Source organism: Pseudoalteromonas luteoviolacea DSM 6061 (assembly GCF_001625655.1).
GTDB classification, from domain to species: Bacteria; Pseudomonadota; Gammaproteobacteria; order Enterobacterales; family Alteromonadaceae; genus Pseudoalteromonas; species Pseudoalteromonas luteoviolacea.
Map to the genome: position 1 here is coordinate 20,886 of NZ_AUYB01000137.1, position 18,319 is coordinate 39,204.

Annotated in this window: 11 protein-coding genes; 5 read left to right on the forward strand and 6 right to left on the reverse strand. The window is 40.8% G+C overall.

Annotated elements, in window-relative coordinates:
* Positions 1 to 70: 70 nt before the first annotated feature.
* Positions 71 to 949 carry a CPBP family intramembrane glutamic endopeptidase gene (locus N475_RS21715; RefSeq protein WP_063358758.1) on the forward strand — a complete coding sequence of 293 codons (879 nt, stop codon included), beginning with the start codon at positions 71 to 73 and terminating at the stop codon, positions 947 to 949.
* A 172-nt stretch (positions 950 to 1,121) separates the two neighbouring features.
* On the opposite strand, the gene N475_RS21720 is transcribed toward N475_RS21715, so the two are convergent.
* Positions 1,122 to 3,095, reverse strand: a complete 1,974-nt coding sequence (locus N475_RS21720; protein WP_063365949.1) for a hypothetical protein — start codon at positions 3,093 to 3,095, stop codon at positions 1,122 to 1,124.
* Positions 3,096 to 3,454: 359 nt separating this feature from the next.
* Positions 3,455 to 7,030: an amino acid adenylation domain-containing protein gene (locus tag N475_RS21725; protein WP_063365950.1), complete on the reverse strand. Its 3,576-nt coding sequence runs from the start codon at positions 7,028 to 7,030 to the stop codon at positions 3,455 to 3,457.
* Between the two features lie 334 nt (positions 7,031 to 7,364).
* On the opposite strand from N475_RS21725, the gene N475_RS21730 reads away from it, so the two are divergent.
* Positions 7,365 to 8,201 carry a hypothetical protein gene (locus N475_RS21730; protein ID WP_063358755.1) on the forward strand — a complete coding sequence of 279 codons (837 nt, stop codon included), beginning with the start codon at positions 7,365 to 7,367 and terminating at the stop codon, positions 8,199 to 8,201.
* A gap of 21 nt (positions 8,202 to 8,222) precedes the next feature.
* Entirely contained in the window at positions 8,223 to 9,074 is an 852-nt protein-coding gene (locus N475_RS21735; protein WP_063365951.1) for a LysR family transcriptional regulator, read from the forward strand.
* Between the two features lie 189 nt (positions 9,075 to 9,263).
* On the opposite strand, the gene N475_RS21740 is transcribed toward N475_RS21735, so the two are convergent.
* The 3 genes from N475_RS21740 to N475_RS21750 all read right to left on the reverse strand — a co-directional run bounded on the left by N475_RS21740 (position 9,264) and on the right by N475_RS21750 (position 11,274).
* Entirely contained in the window at positions 9,264 to 9,773 is a 510-nt protein-coding gene (locus N475_RS21740; RefSeq protein ID WP_063358753.1) for a hypothetical protein, read from the reverse strand.
* A 148-nt stretch (positions 9,774 to 9,921) separates the two neighbouring features.
* Entirely contained in the window at positions 9,922 to 10,452 is a 531-nt protein-coding gene (locus N475_RS21745; RefSeq protein ID WP_063358765.1) for a YdcF family protein, read from the reverse strand.
* A gap of 87 nt (positions 10,453 to 10,539) precedes the next feature.
* Positions 10,540 to 11,274 (reverse strand): alpha/beta hydrolase, encoded by a 735-nt coding sequence (locus N475_RS21750; RefSeq protein ID WP_063358752.1) that lies wholly within the window; start codon positions 11,272 to 11,274, stop codon positions 10,540 to 10,542.
* 259 nt (positions 11,275 to 11,533) lie between these two features.
* Between N475_RS21750 and N475_RS21755 the strand changes: the two genes are divergently transcribed.
* Both N475_RS21755 and N475_RS21760 read left to right on the forward strand, forming a co-directional pair.
* Complete coding sequence (locus N475_RS21755; RefSeq protein ID WP_063365952.1) at positions 11,534 to 14,131, forward strand: serine hydrolase; 2,598 nt, start codon at positions 11,534 to 11,536, stop codon at positions 14,129 to 14,131.
* A gap of 202 nt (positions 14,132 to 14,333) precedes the next feature.
* Positions 14,334 to 15,593: an adenylate/guanylate cyclase domain-containing protein gene (locus tag N475_RS21760; RefSeq protein WP_063358750.1), complete on the forward strand. Its 1,260-nt coding sequence runs from the start codon at positions 14,334 to 14,336 to the stop codon at positions 15,591 to 15,593.
* A 253-nt stretch (positions 15,594 to 15,846) separates the two neighbouring features.
* Here the strand turns inward: N475_RS21760 and N475_RS21765 are convergent, their stop codons facing one another.
* On the reverse strand, positions 15,847 to 17,907 hold the full coding sequence (locus tag N475_RS21765; RefSeq protein ID WP_081216049.1) for an alpha/beta hydrolase family protein: 2,061 nt from the start codon (positions 17,905 to 17,907) through the stop codon (positions 15,847 to 15,849).
* Positions 17,908 to 18,319 lie beyond the last annotated feature (412 nt).

Here is an 18,319-nt window from a genome sequence, read left to right on the forward strand (position 1 = left end):
GTACAATGTTGTAAAGTATAATATTTTGTCACATTAGCGTGTACAAATTACGATTTGAGTCGCACCGTAAATGAATTCACCTTTTGAACTGTTTGGCTTGACGTTGAACATCAGCATTGCCATTTCTTTTCTTCCTGCGTTATTGGCTATTTGTGCCCTCACATTTTCATTAAATCGTTCGGCACTTGTTTTGGCGTTGATGTCACTCGTATTTGCTTACTGCTTCGCAATTGTTGATGTATTTGGTGCACTTGGGATCATTAATTTGTTTGCGATGTGTTATGGCTTTAATTATTTTAGATACATGGCCATCCAATGGATACTGGGGCTGGGTATTTTTGTTTTTTCAGTACTATTTTTTGTCCATGTATTTCCTGGATTTAATAACCCTTTGGTTATTGAGTCTTATTTAGTGAGTGAAAACGCAGTACCTTTTTCAAAGCATCTAAACTTCGATAAGCTGATGGTCGCCATAGCACTGATGGCGTTGATAGTTCCACGCAGTGATTTCTCACAATGCAAAGAGGCGACGAAGGTTTTCGCGGTATCGACCTTTGTGGTCTTGTTCGGACTAGCCGGAGGTGTTTTTTCTGGTTTGGTTCAGTGGGACCCCAAATTGAGCCCAATTTTAATGGGGTGGGTAATAACTAATCTATTTATTACTTGTTATGCTGAAGAGGCATTTTTCCGTGGCTTTATACAAACACAGTTGCATCGAGGTTTGAGGAAGTACCATATGGGCCAGTGGTTAACTGTTGGCTGCTCTGGCATCTTATTTGGTATTGTGCATTTACCCGGTGGCATAGCATACACCATTATTGCTTCGTTATTGGGCGTTGGCTGCGCATATGGTTACCAAAAAACTAACAACATATTGGTGCCAATCTACTTGCACTTTGCGTTTAATCTAATGCACTTTTGTCTTTTTACCTATCCATTTTTGGCATGAGTTAAAGTGATAAATTTTAGTGACTTAGAGCTGTAGATACTATTTTTATGACCCCGGAGGAGATCAATAAATAGGCTCTGCATGATGCCAAAATTATGAAGCGCAAGTCCTGATTAGGTCTTGCGCTTTATTGTATATTAATTCGAATCGCTTGCTAATCGCAGAGATTCAATTACTCCTGAGTTCGAGATACCGCCAAAGCGATATTACCGAAGATATTTGGAGTTCCATAACCGCCAGGTAGTGATTGCGATTGGTCAATCAAAGTTTCGGGGGTTTCTCTTGGAGTTACATTTACGTTCTGTGTAGAAAGCCAGTATAAATAAATGTCTAGCAAGGTTTTATCGAACTGCGCCAACTTTGCCCACTGGCTTTGATAAGCACCAATATTACGATAGTAGGGGTCTGAGCCTCTGTTTTTGCTGCATGCATCAATCGAGCAAACGTTGGATCTAAAGCGCTGCTCTAGATCAGAGATAATGAGTTTTTTCACCGTATTTGATAGTTTTAGCATATCCTGATGTTCAAAGACGCCAAAGCCTCCCGCTAAATAGGTTTCTACAATAAATGAGACCGTATCTCCGGCATGACTTACATCAATGGTACCTTCAACAGGCAAACTTGCCGAGGCACAATCTTGAGCAACGCCTCCAGCTGGCGCATAACAACGAATATTGTAAGCATTAGCACCGTTGGTTGTTATATGTTCGAGAGAGTCTTTTAACACTTGCCCACGGTTTACAATGAAGTTTTGGTACTGACTTTTGAGCGTTTGATCTGTGCTGTGTTTGTTAAGGAACAGCGCAATTGTGCCGACTCGGCCGATAAAGTGTGTTACTTTTAGATTGCTAAATTGACGGTATTTGGCGTACCACTTTCTCCAAATATGCTGTTCAGCAAAGGCTTGAAGGCTTTTCGCTCTAGAGTGTAAAGAAGAGAGTTTCGAGTCGTCCAAAACTACAGCTACAGTTCGTGCAACTCCTGCTCCTGCTCGCCATTCATAGTGATCATGATCGTACATTTTTCCGTTATATTCGAATAGAGGAGTACTAAACCAATCTAGATAGCCATCTCCGTTTTTGTCTTGCCCTATACTTTTATATTTTTCACTGATTTGAAGTGCAAGTTCAGCTAATGAAGTATCACCAGATGCAAGGTAAAGATCGAGTAACCCATCTATACCTAACCATGCATTATACATATGTTTGACATCACAAATGTTCTGCGTCCTACCATCAATAATGACCGGAGTCTCACAGTGAATATTGTTAACCCAGTTTTGGGGCGTTCTAGCAACAAAAGCTTCTCTTAGAGTTGTGACGGTTGGGTTCTCTGAAACACTGTAGTGGGTGGTGCTGTGTGTGACACCTCCTTTGCCTTCGCAGAAAACTTTGAGTGTGTAATTGTTCACAAGATTAGCGCGAGGTTCTGACCTCCAACTATAGTTGCCATTTTTCTGTGCACCTTCAAAATAGACAATCTCATCACCTTTACTATTGTAGGCATAGCATTTTGTTGCATTGCCATATGTAAAACTCATAGTTTGGCGTTGGCCCAAATAGGCTGTTTTTGGAGTGTACTTTAAATGGGCTATTGTTGGCTTGGCAGCGGGTGTTAATGTATAGGAAGCTGTGGTTTTGGTACTTCCACCCGGACCAGAGCAATTAAAGCTGTAATTTACCGTACCGGGCTTGTCACTTGTAAAAGCATATGTGCCAGAAGTACCAATTTCAGTGCCCCACGGGTTTTTACATGACGTTGCATGTTCTGTCGACCATCTCAAAGTAATGGATGTGCCAACTTCAGCCGTGCGGGGGTGATAAGCAAAATTGGCCTTCGGCAATGGTTTTGGCTTTACAACTCGATTGGCTTTAAACACAGTGCTTCCCTCAGGTCCCGTGCATGTAAATCTATATTCAGTATTACCAACTGGTGGCGTGGATGTGTATGAACCACTTGGCCCAATTTCCGTACCCCATTGATTCTTACAACTCGTGGCATTTCTAACATACCACCTTAATGTGCTTGGCTGCCCGACAGTGAGTGTGCTGGGCTGAAAAGCGAATGACTCTGTAGGTTTTGTGATTGCATGAGCATTGTGCATCGTTGCAATCGCTAAAACAGAGATTCCTAATATATATTTCATTTTTTAGATTTCCTTAAACGTATGTATTTTAGCGGCGATATTATATACAGAGTACAGAAGAACAGGCCTAAATTATTTGCTCAATTCTGGCTCCTTGGTGGCTTTTTACATAACTAACTAGGATTTTTAATGTGCTTGGTGAATATAATTACAGTGAAATTTTACAGTTTTCATATGATGCAAAGGGTGTCATCTACTTGCTAAAATCATCATCAGATAAACAAAGGGCCTAACGCAAACATTCAAGCAAATTTATGAGAGTCAGTGTGCTTTTTAATAGTCAACCGACTAAATCATAGAGGTCAGTTAAATGGTGAGAAGCCAAGCGTTTAAACTTGGCTAAATGTAAAAATTAAAACCTAACACAAACAATCGGCAGCTAGAACTTTACTTTCGCTTGCTTCTAAGCTTTGCTGATTGCGCTCTATGAGTCTCGCAACAAACCACACAAACGCTTCACTTTGGCCTTTTAAAATACAACCACTATGACAGATCGCTTCAAGCAATGATTGTACATCGTACTCAATAAGTGCTTGTTGAGCTTCTCGGTTTGTTAGAAGTAACTCGCAACACGGAAGGTTGTCTATTACATCATTCACAATAGCTATGTGTTTATTTTCTACTTTCAAAGTAAGTGGCAACTCATCAGAGGCGAGCTTTAACGAAATAGCAAGCTCCGGTTGCGAGTCCGTGTTACTGCGTGAGTATACCCTGAGGTCGCACGCAAACTCTTCTAGCCAATCATCCAATGCAGGTATGATGGTATTGAGCTCCGAAAACTCTGTATTGCTGTAATGCGGGTGTTCAGCGAAATGCGCGTTCACTTCCTTTTCCGCCTCAATGAGTGCATTTACTGTGTGATCAATATCTTCGTAGGTATGCGATGCAGAGCAGATAAAGCGTAATCTTCCGCGACCTTTTTCAACAATTGGATAAGTAACGGCTAAAGTTTGTACACCACGCTGATATAGGCTCTGAACAATCGCGTAGAGCTTATCTTTGTCGCCAAAATGTGGTGTAACAATTGGCCCGTCACCAGTGCCTAGGTCGAATCCTGCTTCTTTAAACCTTCGGCGCATATAGCGAGTCCGATCCCAAAGTTGCGCTCTCATTGCGTCATCACTTTGTAAAATACGCAGTGATGCGAGTGCCGCGGCTATATCCGCAGGGCTTATGGATGCCTGAAAAATATAGGCTCTGGACGCAGACTTAAGCAGGTTTACATGTTGCTCGCTGGCTGCAATAACTCCGCCTATACTTCCCAGCGCTTTGCTTAAGGTTGTCATAATAAAATCGACCTGTTCGTTAACTCCCTGCTCAACACAGACACCGGCACCACGTTCACCATAAAAACCAAAAGAGTGGGCTTCATCAACAAGAACAAGGGCGCCATATTGTTTTGCGGTTTTTACAATGTCAGCAACTGGGGCTGTACCTTCACCCATACTATAGACACTTTCTAAAACAACTAAGGTAGTGCGATATGGAGACTGCTCAGCGGCTAAAACAGTTGCCAAATCATTTTTATCATTGTGTTTGAAGGTGCGTATGGTTGCGCCACTTAGGCGTGCACCATCCACGATGGAAGCGTGACAAAGCTGGTCTATAACCACAATATCGTTTGGCCCAAGTATACCAGAGATAGCCCCCAAGTTAGCCGTATACCCAGTAGGAAACAGACACGCGCTTGGTTTACCAACCAGTTTTGCAAACTCTTTTTCAAATGCCACATGCTGATCAGTCATACCTGTCGCAGCCGCTGAAATCCCCATGCCAGTGCCATAGTTTTGCAAAGCCTTACTGGCCTGTGCAATGACGTGTGGATCTCGATTAAACCCAAAGTATAAATTAGTGGACCAAATAATAGACTGTTGGCGCTCATCGTTATAGCTATCTCCGATGAGCCCCCGTGCAGAGCTGCCAGTCTTTAAAATTTTACCGTAGGGATTACGACGTAAGCGATTGACCATTTTTAAGATGGCTTCTACCAATAGGCTTTTGTCATTGATATTCCAAGCTTGCACACTCGCTGAGCCAAAAGTTGGGTGACTTGATTGCAGTAAAGTTTGAAAATGGCTTAAAGTTTCAAGGTAATGCTTATTTTCTCCTGTTTGCCCTGCTTCTTGTGATTTGTCATTGACTAAGTGTTTACTCAGTAAAGCAGGTGTTGGGTAGCTTGCTATGTTAGTGGGTGAAATTGCTACGTTGAGTGCTCGACTTATTCGGCTTGAAAGTTCTAACAAATTCAATGAATCAATGCCTAAACTATCAAAATTGGTGTTCGGATTAATGAGCGTAGGGTCTGCTATACCAAGCAAAGCCGCTACTTCTTGGCGAATAACCTCAAGTGGTGTGCGCTTACCTTTGCTTAAATCTGCTTTTTCACTGTGCGTGTTGGCTTGATTTGCAAGCCTCACTTGGGTCAGGCTAGGTAGTTTGCTCCTGTCTAACTTTTCATTGGGCAAAAGGGGGAGTGATTCTAAAGACATCACTAGCTGGGGCACCATGTAATTTGGTAGTTGTTCCAAAAGTAGAGATTTTAGCGTGTCATGGCTTGGGGCATCGGGTTGCTCTACAACATATGCAACTAGTGATTTTTGTCCATTGTCACTTTCTAAAGCACTAACTGCTGCAGCGCTGATAAATGACAATGATTCTAGAGCTGATTCTATTTCGCCAAGTTCAATACGAAACCCACGGATCTTGACTTGTTGATCAATGCGTCCTAAAAACTCGATGTCTCCTTCATCATTCCTGCGGCATAAATCTCCTGTCCTATATAGTCGCTGCTTTGGAGTCTCTTTATTGATTTGTATTTCTACAAACCGAGCATCTGTTTGCTCTTGGTCATGTAAATATCCACTTGCCAACTTCCCCCCACCCAAGCATAGCTCTCCTGCTGAGCCACTATCCACTGGCTGAAACGTGCTATCCAATATATAAGCACATGAACCTTCAACAGGTAACCCAATTGGAATGGTCTTTGCGCCTACTTCAATGTCTTTGAGTGTTGAGAATACGGTGTCCTCTGTTGGACCATATGCATTAACTACTCGGGGCCTTGGTTGAAGGCGGTGTATTTTATCAACTAGCGCGGGTTTTAGTGCTTCACCGCCAAATACTACACATTCGATACTTTTAGGGAGCAGATCAGTGTTTAGTAGAGCTTGCATGGATGAAGGAACCATTACGCAGGCTTTAACTTTATCCACATATGGAAGGGTTGGTAGCGCTAGCGCATTCTCTGCGAGGAGCAATGTACCACCTAAAGATAGAGTGCCCAAGGTTTCCATAACGGATGTGTCAAAACACACTGATGCTGCTGCTAAAACTCCTTGTAACTCTGTGGGACTAAAAAGCTTGCCCATTGCTTGAGACAAAGCCACCAAATTATGATGTTCAATTGCAACGCCTTTTGGTTTGCCTGTTGAACCAGAGGTATAAATAACATAGGCCAAATCGCTACCAACAGGCTTATCGAGGGGCTCTAAGCTTTTCGCCTCAAGATTAAGTGAATGAATATTTATGCATTTGCCGACTTTTTCACACAGTGCCTTAGTTTTACTATCATCAATGAAAGCTGCATCTGCTTTAGAATGAGATAGCATGTATTCTACGCGATGCTTAGGGTAGTTTGGGTCGAGCGGAATATAAGCGCAGCCAGCTTTGTGTATCCCAATCATCGTTGCAATTAACTGCCACTTTCTTGTCATACATACCGCTATTAATGCACCGCTTTGAATTTGTTGTACTTTGATTTCAGATGCAACTGTCCAAGCCGCTGACATCAGTTGTGAATAGGTTATTTGTTCAGTGCCGTCTATTATGGCGATTTTGTCAGGTGAAAATTGAGCATGCTGTTTTATTAGTTCATAGATGGTCATAGTGTCATCATTTAACACGCTATTTGGTGTGGTGTTATTTGCCTTCTGCATTTGCGTTTCCTTCTGTGGTTTTTGTTATGGAATTATTTATTATCAATGCGACTTCAAAGGTATCAGAAAGGTACGTGAATTGCGTTTAACTTGTGTGTATGTATCTTATTTGTGTACGAGTTCGGTTTGATACCATATCTTTAGATAGAATAGATAGTTAGGTGTAAAAGATGAGTAAGCTTAATCATTTGTATTTAAGCTATGATTTGTTGCAATATCTCATTCTTAATTTCTGATTTATATACGAATATAATTTCCAAATTTGTTTTAATCTGATTATTCCTCTGTTTTATGGTATATTTTTGGCAGTTATACATATGGAAGATTTATTGCTTTGGAACAGAATAGCTTAGAAAAATTTGCGCAGAGTTTTGTCTATATAATTTATGGCAAACAAGAAAGACATTATTTAGAAGCGCAGTTAAGTATTGCAAGCCTTGTGCATCATAATCCTGAAGCACAAATTTGTGTATTGGCTGAGTGCCATGAACTATTTGATGATCATCCTCAACTTAAAGTGATCCCGCTAACGGATGATATGAAGCGAGAATGGATGGGTGAAGACGGGTACCACTTTAAGCTAAAGCTGGCAGGGCTTAAATACTTATTGGAGCAACATGCTCACAAAATCATTTTTCTAGATACAGATACGTTGGTTAAAGCGCCGATTATGGATCTATTCGACCTAGTATCTGAAAAGCACACATTACTTCATGAAAAAGAAGGTGATTTAACTGGAAAACGTTTTGCTAAACAACATGCGGGTGTTATCGGCAAAGCGTTTTCTCATCCAGAGTTTGGTGATTGGCTGATTGAGGCTGATATGCCCATGTATAACTCTGGCTTGATAGGTATATGTGATACGCATTGTAAACACCTAGATAGCGCCTTGTGGTTAATGCCATTAATCGATGCCCACACAACAATACATACCGCTGAGCAGTTTGCATTGGGTATTATTTTATGTCGCCACCAAGATGTGAGCGAAGTAGGGCATAAACGCGTTTACCACTACTGGCACAAAAAGCCTCGTAAGTATATTTTTGAAGAAACAGAGCGATTGGTGTCTGAGTCTAAAGGGCAGTGCTTGTATTCAAACTCAAAAATCATGGCTGACTTCAGATATAGACGTCCAATTTTACGCTGGCTAAAAGATAAGCTGGGTCTTTAATTTTATTTTAAGGGGACAAATGTGGAATTTTATCATTTAAAATCATTTGTCACGGTAGCAAAGACCCAAAATTTAACCAAAGCGGCAAAGCAACTTTACACAACGCCTCCAGCTGTGAGCGCGCATATCAAAGCATTGGAGCAAGAGCTAGATGTGATTTTATTTGAGCGCTCAAGTAAAGGTATGAGGTTGACAGCTCAAGGTGTTGCCCTGCAAGAAAAAACAGAAGCCACACTCAACAGCGCAAACGAATTTTTAGCATGTGCTACACATTTAGACTTGCCGCAAACAGGTAAGCTTACTATTGGCATAAATTTATCTGCACGAGTATTGAGGTGTGATGAATTACTAAAACAAATGCATAGTGCAAATTCATTGGTGTCCCTAGAGTTAAGTCCAAGCAGTTCTTCAGAAATCTTAAATCATATTGATACAGGTCTGCTGGATGGTGGCTATGTATTTGGGTTGAGTGGTGAAGAGTTTGAGTCTGTTTTCATTGCCAATCGAAAAATAACAACGGTTTTACCTAAAGCGTGGAGTGATGAGCAAAGCGATGAATTATCGCTCTTAATGCAAAAGCCTTGGATCAGTGTGGGAAATAATTGCCCATTTGATATTGCCTTACATGAAAGGCTGCCAATGGCGAAAATAAGTCATATCTCTAGCTTTGATGAATTGACGCGTCTGGACTTAGTCGCCAGAAACCATGGAGTAAGCTTTGTGGATGAGAGTGAAGTCGAGAATTTGCCCGAAGGAGTTAATCGGACTCAATTATTGGATTTTGAATTACCGTTGTATTTCGTTGTCTCGAAAAATAGGCTAAACGAGCCATTAATTAAAGGGCTACTGTCTGAAGTTGAAAAGCTTTACTAATGAGAAACTGAAGGTTTTACACTTGATAAGTGTGGATACTGCTTGGTAAGAAAACATTATTATTATTATTGATTGTTCTTACCAAGCAGCTCACACAGCAAAACCAAGTGACGGGCATGTTCTTGGTTTTTTTACATTGCATCCCGAGTAGGCGGTGACAATGCAAATACTTTTATCAAGCTTTACAAATTACCATTTATACAAGGTGCACTTTTGAATTCTTTTACCACCGTAATTAGCAACTAGGTATGGACCTACCTGTGCTTCACGAATTGTGTCGAATGTATAAGTAATGATTTCTACATCTAAAGAGCCATCACTGTGTAATTCGTAGCTGGCATTTAGCTTGCTCGAGCCAATTTCAAAAAGGCTCACGAACTTGTTTTCAAAAAGGTACTGGTCAATAACGATGCCGTTGTTTTCGTCTACAGCAAAATGACCTTTTTTCTCATCTAGCGTGACTAAAGTATAATTACGAGGCTGAGCAGTAGCCCCTTCTCCATATGTAATAATCCAGTCTGCTTTGTTTTCTACTGGTGCTCCCACTTCAAGTGACATTGGAAATTTATACAAAGAACCATGTCCCGGAGCTACTAATTCACATTGGCCTTTAAAAAAGCCCTGCCATTGTTGTGGTGCAGCCTGCGCACCAGCAGACACGGCCGATAATCCTAAGCAAAGAGCTAGTAGAGTTCTCATTCTTTCGTTCCTCGTTGATGAGTTTTGTTGTTCAGTAGTTAAAACGAGGGAAATTGAATTTTATAACAACGCGGTACTAATTTTTTCGAAAAAATATTGTGATTGAATCTTAACGTATTGAAAAATATTATTTTTATTCATGGTGGTGTTATGGAATATCTTTATCACTCTGAATGATTGGACTGAAGTGTTGGTGTAGTGAGTGCGCATCTCGCTTGATTGCGACTGCCTCATGTGCATTAAGTCTTGCCAGTTCATTCTCGGGCAAACGCGTGCTGACCACGTGAAACTGTTTTTGTAGGCTTGGTTGTATATATTCGAAAATAAGTTTAACTCGCTCGATATGAAAATCAGAGCTTACGATGTCCACCGATTTTGCGCCACAGGCTTTTATGATAGGGGCTGTTAGTGTGGCGTCTTCAATGGTGAAGCGGCTTAATGCTTCATTTAAGAATGCTGTACTCGGTGCCCCCATATTCATCAAGTATTCTCGGGCTATGCTGCCATGTGAATTTGGTGATTGGTTAAAGTTCTTACCAAACCCTCCTGTACACAGTATTTTACTGGAGGGAGTATTTTTGAATAGGTTAAAACCAAGTTGACAGCGAGACTTTGAAATAGGAGATAGATTGCCAAATTTATCGTTTTTATTACCAAGGATAATTACTAATTGCGCCACTATAGAAGGACTCTCATTGCTGATTGTTGTTTTATCGCCATTATAAAGCCAAAGTAAGCTTGAGCACATATTTGCTCAAGCATGGCTTTATTTAACTTGTGCAGATAACCAATTCACAATTGTGTTTTTCAAGTTAACATCTTTGTCTAATAGAGGGTAGCCGTGTTCCTCACCTTTGTATGCTAAGAATTGACTATTGCGGTGATTTGCTTCGACAAATAAACGTTGTGCACTGGTGTAAGTGCGTCCATCTTCGTCAGCAGCAATGATTAAGGTTGGTTTATCTGACAGCGTCTCTACATATTGATTGATTCTTTCATCCGATTGTGCGGAGGAGAAAAACCCGATTGCCGCAAGCGAATTGTTTTTACTCAGTTCAATCGCTTGACCACCACCACAACTCGCGCCAATGACCGCAATCTTGCCAGTTTTTCCGACTTTATCCTTCAAATAGTTGTAGGCAATTTGAACATCTGAAGGCCAGTGTGCTGACATAGCACGCCACGCTTCTCGTCGTTTCTCTGTGCCTAAGTTCGCGAATTTGCTCACATCAAAAGTCTGGTTTTTACTTTTGCCAAAGCCCCTAAAGTCGATACTGAGCGCGTGAACACCGTTGTTTGACAATTGTTTGCCAATGTTTTTGTACATTGTTTGGTTGTAATTGCACTGATGGAGCATGAGCACCGCAGCTTGGCTTGATGGATCTGTTGAAAAGTAGGTCCCAACGATATTAAAGCCATCTTTTGCTTTTAATTGGATGTTCGCCATGGTTGATGTACTGATTACTAGCGTTGTGATCACTAAGTGTTTAATGAAGTTCATGGTATTCCTTTGATGATGTACTTTTAATTTACAGTACAGTAGTCAAAGAGTTAAGAAAGCGTATTTGCGATAAATTCACACGAGCTCGGGCTGTATTGTTTTTGAGCAATTTAAATGCCTGTTCAAAAGTTTATTAAAGCGTGCGTAAAAGCCAACACCCAATTACTAAATCTCACATCAAGCTCTCACTTAAAAACAATATTGAGCCACACGGTTTCCTAATATAGACACAGTTTCTGAAAACATTAAGGATAGAAAAGTGAAAAGATTTACGTTAAGTATTTTAGCTTCAGCGATGTTTTTGACTGGCTGTGACGATGATGATGTAAAGGTGATAAAGCCGGATAATAAAGATCGCCCAGCTGTGCTCGCTGACTTTGCGGGCGATTGGAATTTGTCAGGGCAAGGCCAAATTTGGTCGATTACTAAAGATGGCCTGACAACATATAACTTCAATAGCAAAACTTGTATCAAGGCTGAGCAGCAGAGCAAAGACGATTTGTCTGAAGCCATAAAGTATATGTCTATGTCTGATAAAAAAGATTCACTGACTTTCGACAGCCCCGCATCATCTGACTTGATGTTAAGCAAGCTAGATACTTTGCCCGAACATTGCCAAGCAAGCCAATTGACTAAACAAATGAATTACCCACAAATATTTGACTATGTGTGGCACACGCTCAATGAGTATTATGCATTCTTTGCCATCCGAGGAATTGACTGGCAGCAAGTGTATAGTGAGAACAAACCTAAAGTGACAGCGTCAATGTCAAAAGATGAATTTATAGAGGTAATGGACGAAATCTTTACTGAGTTTGGCGACGGACATTTGAGCTTAAGTGATGAGTTTGACAACAGCGCAGACGGCAACAAAATTGATTCTCTATTAAAAGAAGCACTTTTACTTGATGGGGAGAATGTTGATGAGGCGATTGCGCACTTACACCAACAAGAGGTCCAGGTATTAAAGCATTTAATGGAAGATGGTCAACTACATACCTATGAAAACAGCGATGCTTTATTTTATGGAAACATCTCCAACAATCTTGGGTACATAAGGATTGACCGAGTCTATCACATGGTACAAGACGACTCTGACGATGATTTGATATCTAAAATTGAGCGAGATTTAGAAAATACAGACAAAGTGATGCAAAAGGTGCTGGAAGACTTAGAGGACACAGAAAGCATCATTATTGATCTTAGGTATAATGGCGGGGGATTTGACGATATTTCTCGAAAAATAGCTGGCTACTTTACCGAACAGGCCTATGTATTTGGGACTAAGCAAATTTCAAATAAAATGCACCAAGGGCAACTGCTTGAGCTGAAAGTTACGCCGAGTGAATCACATACCTATACAAAACCCATTTACGTATTAATAGGTGAGAATACTGGTAGTGGAGCTGAAGTACTGGCTCAAGCATTAAAGGTGTTACCACATAGTACTTTAATTGGTGAGGCAACTAATGGCAGTGTTTCCGATTCATTAACTCATGAGCTGCCAGGTGGATGGGAGTTGAGTTTGAGCCATGAGGTGTATAAAAATAATGCTGGCAAAATTCTAGAAAAAGCAGGTGTGACACCTGATGTATTAATGCCAGCTTATGCCAGTGTTGACCATAAACTTAATACTGATACACCCATAGAATTTGTCATTCAATCCCAAGGTGAAGTGACAAGGCACCATTTTGATGCGGCAATGCTTGATGCTCACTTGCAACAAGCATTGGTAGATACAGGGTTACCTAGTTTGTCGGTAGCAGTTATATCGGGAGATCAGATCGTTTATGAGCAAGCAGTAGGCTTTGCGGATATTGAAAATGCGCAAAAGTCTACGATACACACCCCCTACAACGTCGGCTCAATAAGCAAAGCGGTGTCAGCGGTTTCTATCATGCAGCAAATTGAGAAAGGCGCAGTGAGCCTTGACGAAAATGTAGCAATGATGAACTTAACTTTTGACCCAAATAACCCTGCAAATGAAGGAGAGCAAATAAGCTTACGGAACTTAGTAACACATACATCTGGTATTAAAGACAGCGACATGATTCTTTGTACTTACTATGTCCATGAAACTGGTTTGCCCCTGCTGAGTATGTTCGGTATTCCTCTTTGTGACGCCGAAACGCCCGTGACTCAAGATCTAGAGACGTTTTTAGCCAATGACTACTTTAGAACTGGTGGCCGATATGTGGGAAGTGGTGTCTACTACGATGATGAACTGGGTTTTCCAAATAAAGTACTTGGGTATTCGAATATCGGGTCTGCGCTAGCTGTACATGCCGTCGAGAAAAAGACGGGGCTAAACCTAGCTGAAGATATGCAGCAGCACATTTTTGCACCACTAAACATGCACAACACTAACTGGCACCATACGAAACTTGATGAAAACAACCCAAAAGCAGTGCAGTACAGTATTGATCAAAATGGTGAAAAGCATGCAATGCCAGAATACAGTTACGCTACATTTTACGACGGTGACCTAAATGTAAGTAGCCATGACCTGAGTAAGCTGCTCATAGCGATTGCAAACAAAGGCATATATGATGGAGTTCGCATTTTAAGCGAAAACAACGTAGAGCAAATGCTCGCAGCACAAAGTGATGTGTTTAATATTCCTTATAAACAGGGCGTATTCTGGTACTGGGATGGTTCATTCTTTGGACATAATGGTGGTGACCCTGGCACGCACGCTAAAATGTCATATAACCATCACACCAAAACAGGGATAATTATTTTGGCAAATGGTGAGGACTTTACCAGTGGTAAAGATGAAATTTCCGAGATGTTAAATGGATTAGAATCGCACCTATATCGATTTGGTGTCCAATATCACGCAAAAGCTCAACAGTAACAACTACAAAGCTGTAGTATGAAGAGCTCGGTGTTCGAGGCATACTGCAGCGCTTTAACTTTTCCTTGCTAAACGTTTGAGATTGTTATGTTAACTTAAAAATGCTTGGCTACACTATATGTGTCGATACTGGGCTGGCGTTATTTGATGTCGACAGGGTTTCAGTTTGTAGATGTAAAACTAATGCGGTGATCTCATAAAAATGAAATGGTTAAAGGATATAGACGAAACTTTTGATGCTTTGCTGACTGACTGTTATCAGCAACGTGAAATGGAAATGGAGCTGCATATCAATCGGATCCGTTTTTATGGATTGATGTCATTGTTTCTAATTGAGTTATTAATTGGTCTATTAAATAGTGGTATTGATTGGACTCTCATCGTCGTTGATCTAGGCACTATGGCAATGACTGCTGTGTGGTGCATTGTGGTTGCCATGTGGGCGAGGGGCAAAGTCTATAAACCTTGGCTAAAGTATGTGTCGATCCTATTTGATTATCTCATTATTCTACTGATTACGTTAGAAATGGAGTTTCTCTCGGAAGTTGGGCATTTCTTGCATGACATGCACAATACTGAGTTTGAATTGATGCTTATGAGTGCATTAATTCTTTTTAATGTGATGAGTGCTTTTCGTCAAGGAAAGCTAATTATCTATTACTCTACTTTATGCTGCTTAGCAACTGGAACCTTAATTCTGGAACATAGCGATACCGCAAGAGCAATAGAATTACATGAACAAATCATTATTCTTTTCTCAGGTTTACTGGCTTGGTCTATCTCTAGTTATATCACCAATACATATACGCGCTTACGGCACAGAGAGCGTTTACTTCGCTATTTACCTAAAAAGTTAGTAAGTGCTGTCGAAACAGGAAAGGTAGATATAGAACCAGGAGGTGAGCGCAGAAACGTTACTGTGTTGATGGCAGATATCAGGCGCTTTACCAGTATGTGTGAAGAGCACGAGCCAGAGGTGATTACAGCTTTATTAAACCGCTACTTTTCAGCAATGAGTACGATTATTTTTAAATACGATGGCATGATAGATAAGTTTATTGGTGATGCCATCATGGCTATTTTTGGAACTCCACAAGACGAAGGTAATAGCGCTAAAAACGCGATAGAGGCCGCAAAAGAAATGCTCTCGGTTCTGGAGGAGTTGAATAAAGAATTAATAAAAGAGGGATTACCCGCTCTTGAAATAGGCATTGGTATCCACAGTGGCGATGCCATTGCTGGTAATGTGGGCAGTTCTAGTTGTATGGATTACACGGTGATTGGTGACACAGTCAATGTGGCTGCGCGTATTGAAAGCAAAACCAAAGATCTCAATACACCGTTGCTTGTTAGCAAGGTCAGTGTTGAACAATCTGAGCTCAATTCATTAGAAAAAGCAGCTGAAGTGAGTTTAAAAGGTCGCAGCGAGCCGATTGAAGTATTTTTCGATCCTGTAATTTAATTGTGAACATGGTGTTTACTTTTTTGTATTGATCAGTTTAATATGGGTACAGCTCAAAAGTGAGGCTGTCCATATTTTTAGTATTTTGCAGTTGCTCAATACGGTCACTAACGTTGAAGCGCATGGACGGGGTCAATGAATTTTATAAATACTGAAAAGCTGGGCGTCTTGTTTTTGAGCAGTTCTTAAAATAAAAGAGCAAAACGACATAGTCTAAGACTTCGTCGCTTTACTCTTTTGACATGGAAAGCGGTTATTTACGAGCTGCTTTTACCTCTTTCAAATTAGCAGCGTGATCAATCTTGTAGTCAGGCATTTCTTTATTACCATGAATTAGATAGTTATCCATCCAGCGCATAAGGCGAATACTGTAGTCATATTGTGCCGCAACTTTACGGTTACCATGACCTTCTCCTGGGTAATAAACTAAACGTACGTCTTTGCCTTGTACCTTCATGTAACGATATAGCTCCATTGATTGAGCCGGGTGCACACGTGGGTCATCTTTACCGTGCATAATTAGCAATGGCGTTTTAGATTGGCCGGCCCAGTAAATCGGGCTGCGTTCAAGGTACCACTGCCATTTTTGCCATGGATATGAGCGAGCATGAACTAAAAACATTTCATTTGATATGTCGGTAGTACCAAATTTTGACAGTTGGTTTGATACGCCTACGAACATTACACTCGCAGCAAAGTGCTCAGTTAGTTTCGTTGCACCCCAAGCAGATGCATAACCACCATATGAGCCGCCAGTAATACCGACTTTTTTAGTATCAACCAGCCCCATGTTCACGAGATATTCTTTCATATCCACTAAGTCGTCGAACTCTTTACCAGCGTAATCACCTTGGCCAAGCTTTGAGTAGTCGACGCCTTTACCCGTTGAACCACGATAATTAGGGTAAAAAATGGCATATCCGCGAGCGGCGCCCATTTGACCAGGATCTGAGTAACTTGTTAACCAGCCATTTTTATCATGAGACTCAGGGCCACCATGAACAGACATGATGAGTGGGTAACGTTTACCTGCTTGGTAATCAAGTGGGTAAATTAGTACACCACCGATCTCAACGCCATCGCGAGCTTTAAAACTAAGCGCTTCTTGTTTGGCAAAGCGCTTGCTATTTAACCATTCATTTGAGTTTGACAGACGAGTAGGGCGCTTAGACCTTAGCATATACACTTCATTTGGATGCTTGGCTGTATTTGCGGTCAGTGCAATTGTTTTATCTGAATCGGACACTGATAGTTTGCCAGCGATCAGCTTGCCTTCTTTAATGAGCTTTTTATATTTGTTAGATCCAACTTTTATTTGGCCAACAAAGCTTTCTGCACCAACATGACCTACGAAATTCAGGGCATTTTTTCGGTTTGACCACTCAAAATCACCGATATGTCCCATAAAATTAGGGATCCACTCTTCAACTTTGCCTGTTTTTGCGTGAGCAATATATAGGCGACCTTTTGCAGGATCATGTTTATCCTCGGCGCCTAGAATTGCAATGTATTTGCCATCTTGAGAAAACTCGGCTTCACCTAACTTACCTTCTGTTTTAAAGGATGTCGTTACTTTATGCGTTGTTGCATCCATAATATGCCACTGAGACTGCATATATTGGTCATCAATTAATGCGGTTGGCTGTGTCTTTACAAGTAATTTGCTCGCATCGTCAGACCAGTTTACGTCACTGACATAGTCTTCAATATTAATTGCTGTTGGCTTTAGCGCTTTCTCACTCGATGTTAAATCTAAAATATGAAGCTGTTTGTTTTTTAGACCAAGCTCGTAAACTTCTGCCATGAAGCCCAGTTTTTTTAGCTCTTTTTCAGAAGCTTCTTTTGCTGGCATTGCAAGTATAGCGACCTGTTTGCCATTAGGACTTAGGCGATATTTAGAGATGGACGTACCGGAAAGTGAAAGTACCTTTTGTGCTTCGCCGCCGTTTACGGCAATACGATAAAGCGAAGTGAATTTATCGGTTTTCTTTTTTGTTAAGAAATATATGAAGCTACCGTCGGCAGACCATGAAATATTGCGGATATTTACCTTACCTGTGATATACGGACGCTCGACACCTTCATCGTCCACAAGATAAAGTTCAGTGAAGTTCTTACCATTTTTATCAACATATAGCTCACGAGGAACTGAGCGCGTGAATGCAACAGATTCGCCATCAGGACTAACTGCTGAGCTTACTACCTTTTGGATTTTTGGAATGTCTTTGATGGTGATGGTGTCAGCATTGCTTGCAATGCTACTTGCACTCACTAGACCGATAGCGAGGGCAAGAGTCGTTTTGATCAACTTCATTGTACTAACCTTGAGAAAAAACAGAGCTGAGAATAGAGACCCGCTCATAAAAGTTAGCACATTTTACGTAGGGGTATTAAGAAAACCAGTGTTTGCGATAAAGTGTATAAGGTATGCGATTAGTGGGAAGTAAGTTGCATAAAATAGAATAAAAACTGACTAGATAAGCAGAAAATACTTTTATAAATGCGTAAGCGCTGGATTGTTTATTGACTCAAACGTGCTCTAAGCCACTAGCTTATCTATGAAATACTTTATTAGATAATCAAGAAATCTTTGTTTTATTTGAAAAAAATAGATCCTCGTCGTTGTTTGAATTGTCTCACCTCTAGGTCAATAGAGTTTCAAATGGATGGTTCAGGCACTCTTGTTAGCACCAAGTATTAAGCAATAATTATGTTGCGCATAAATT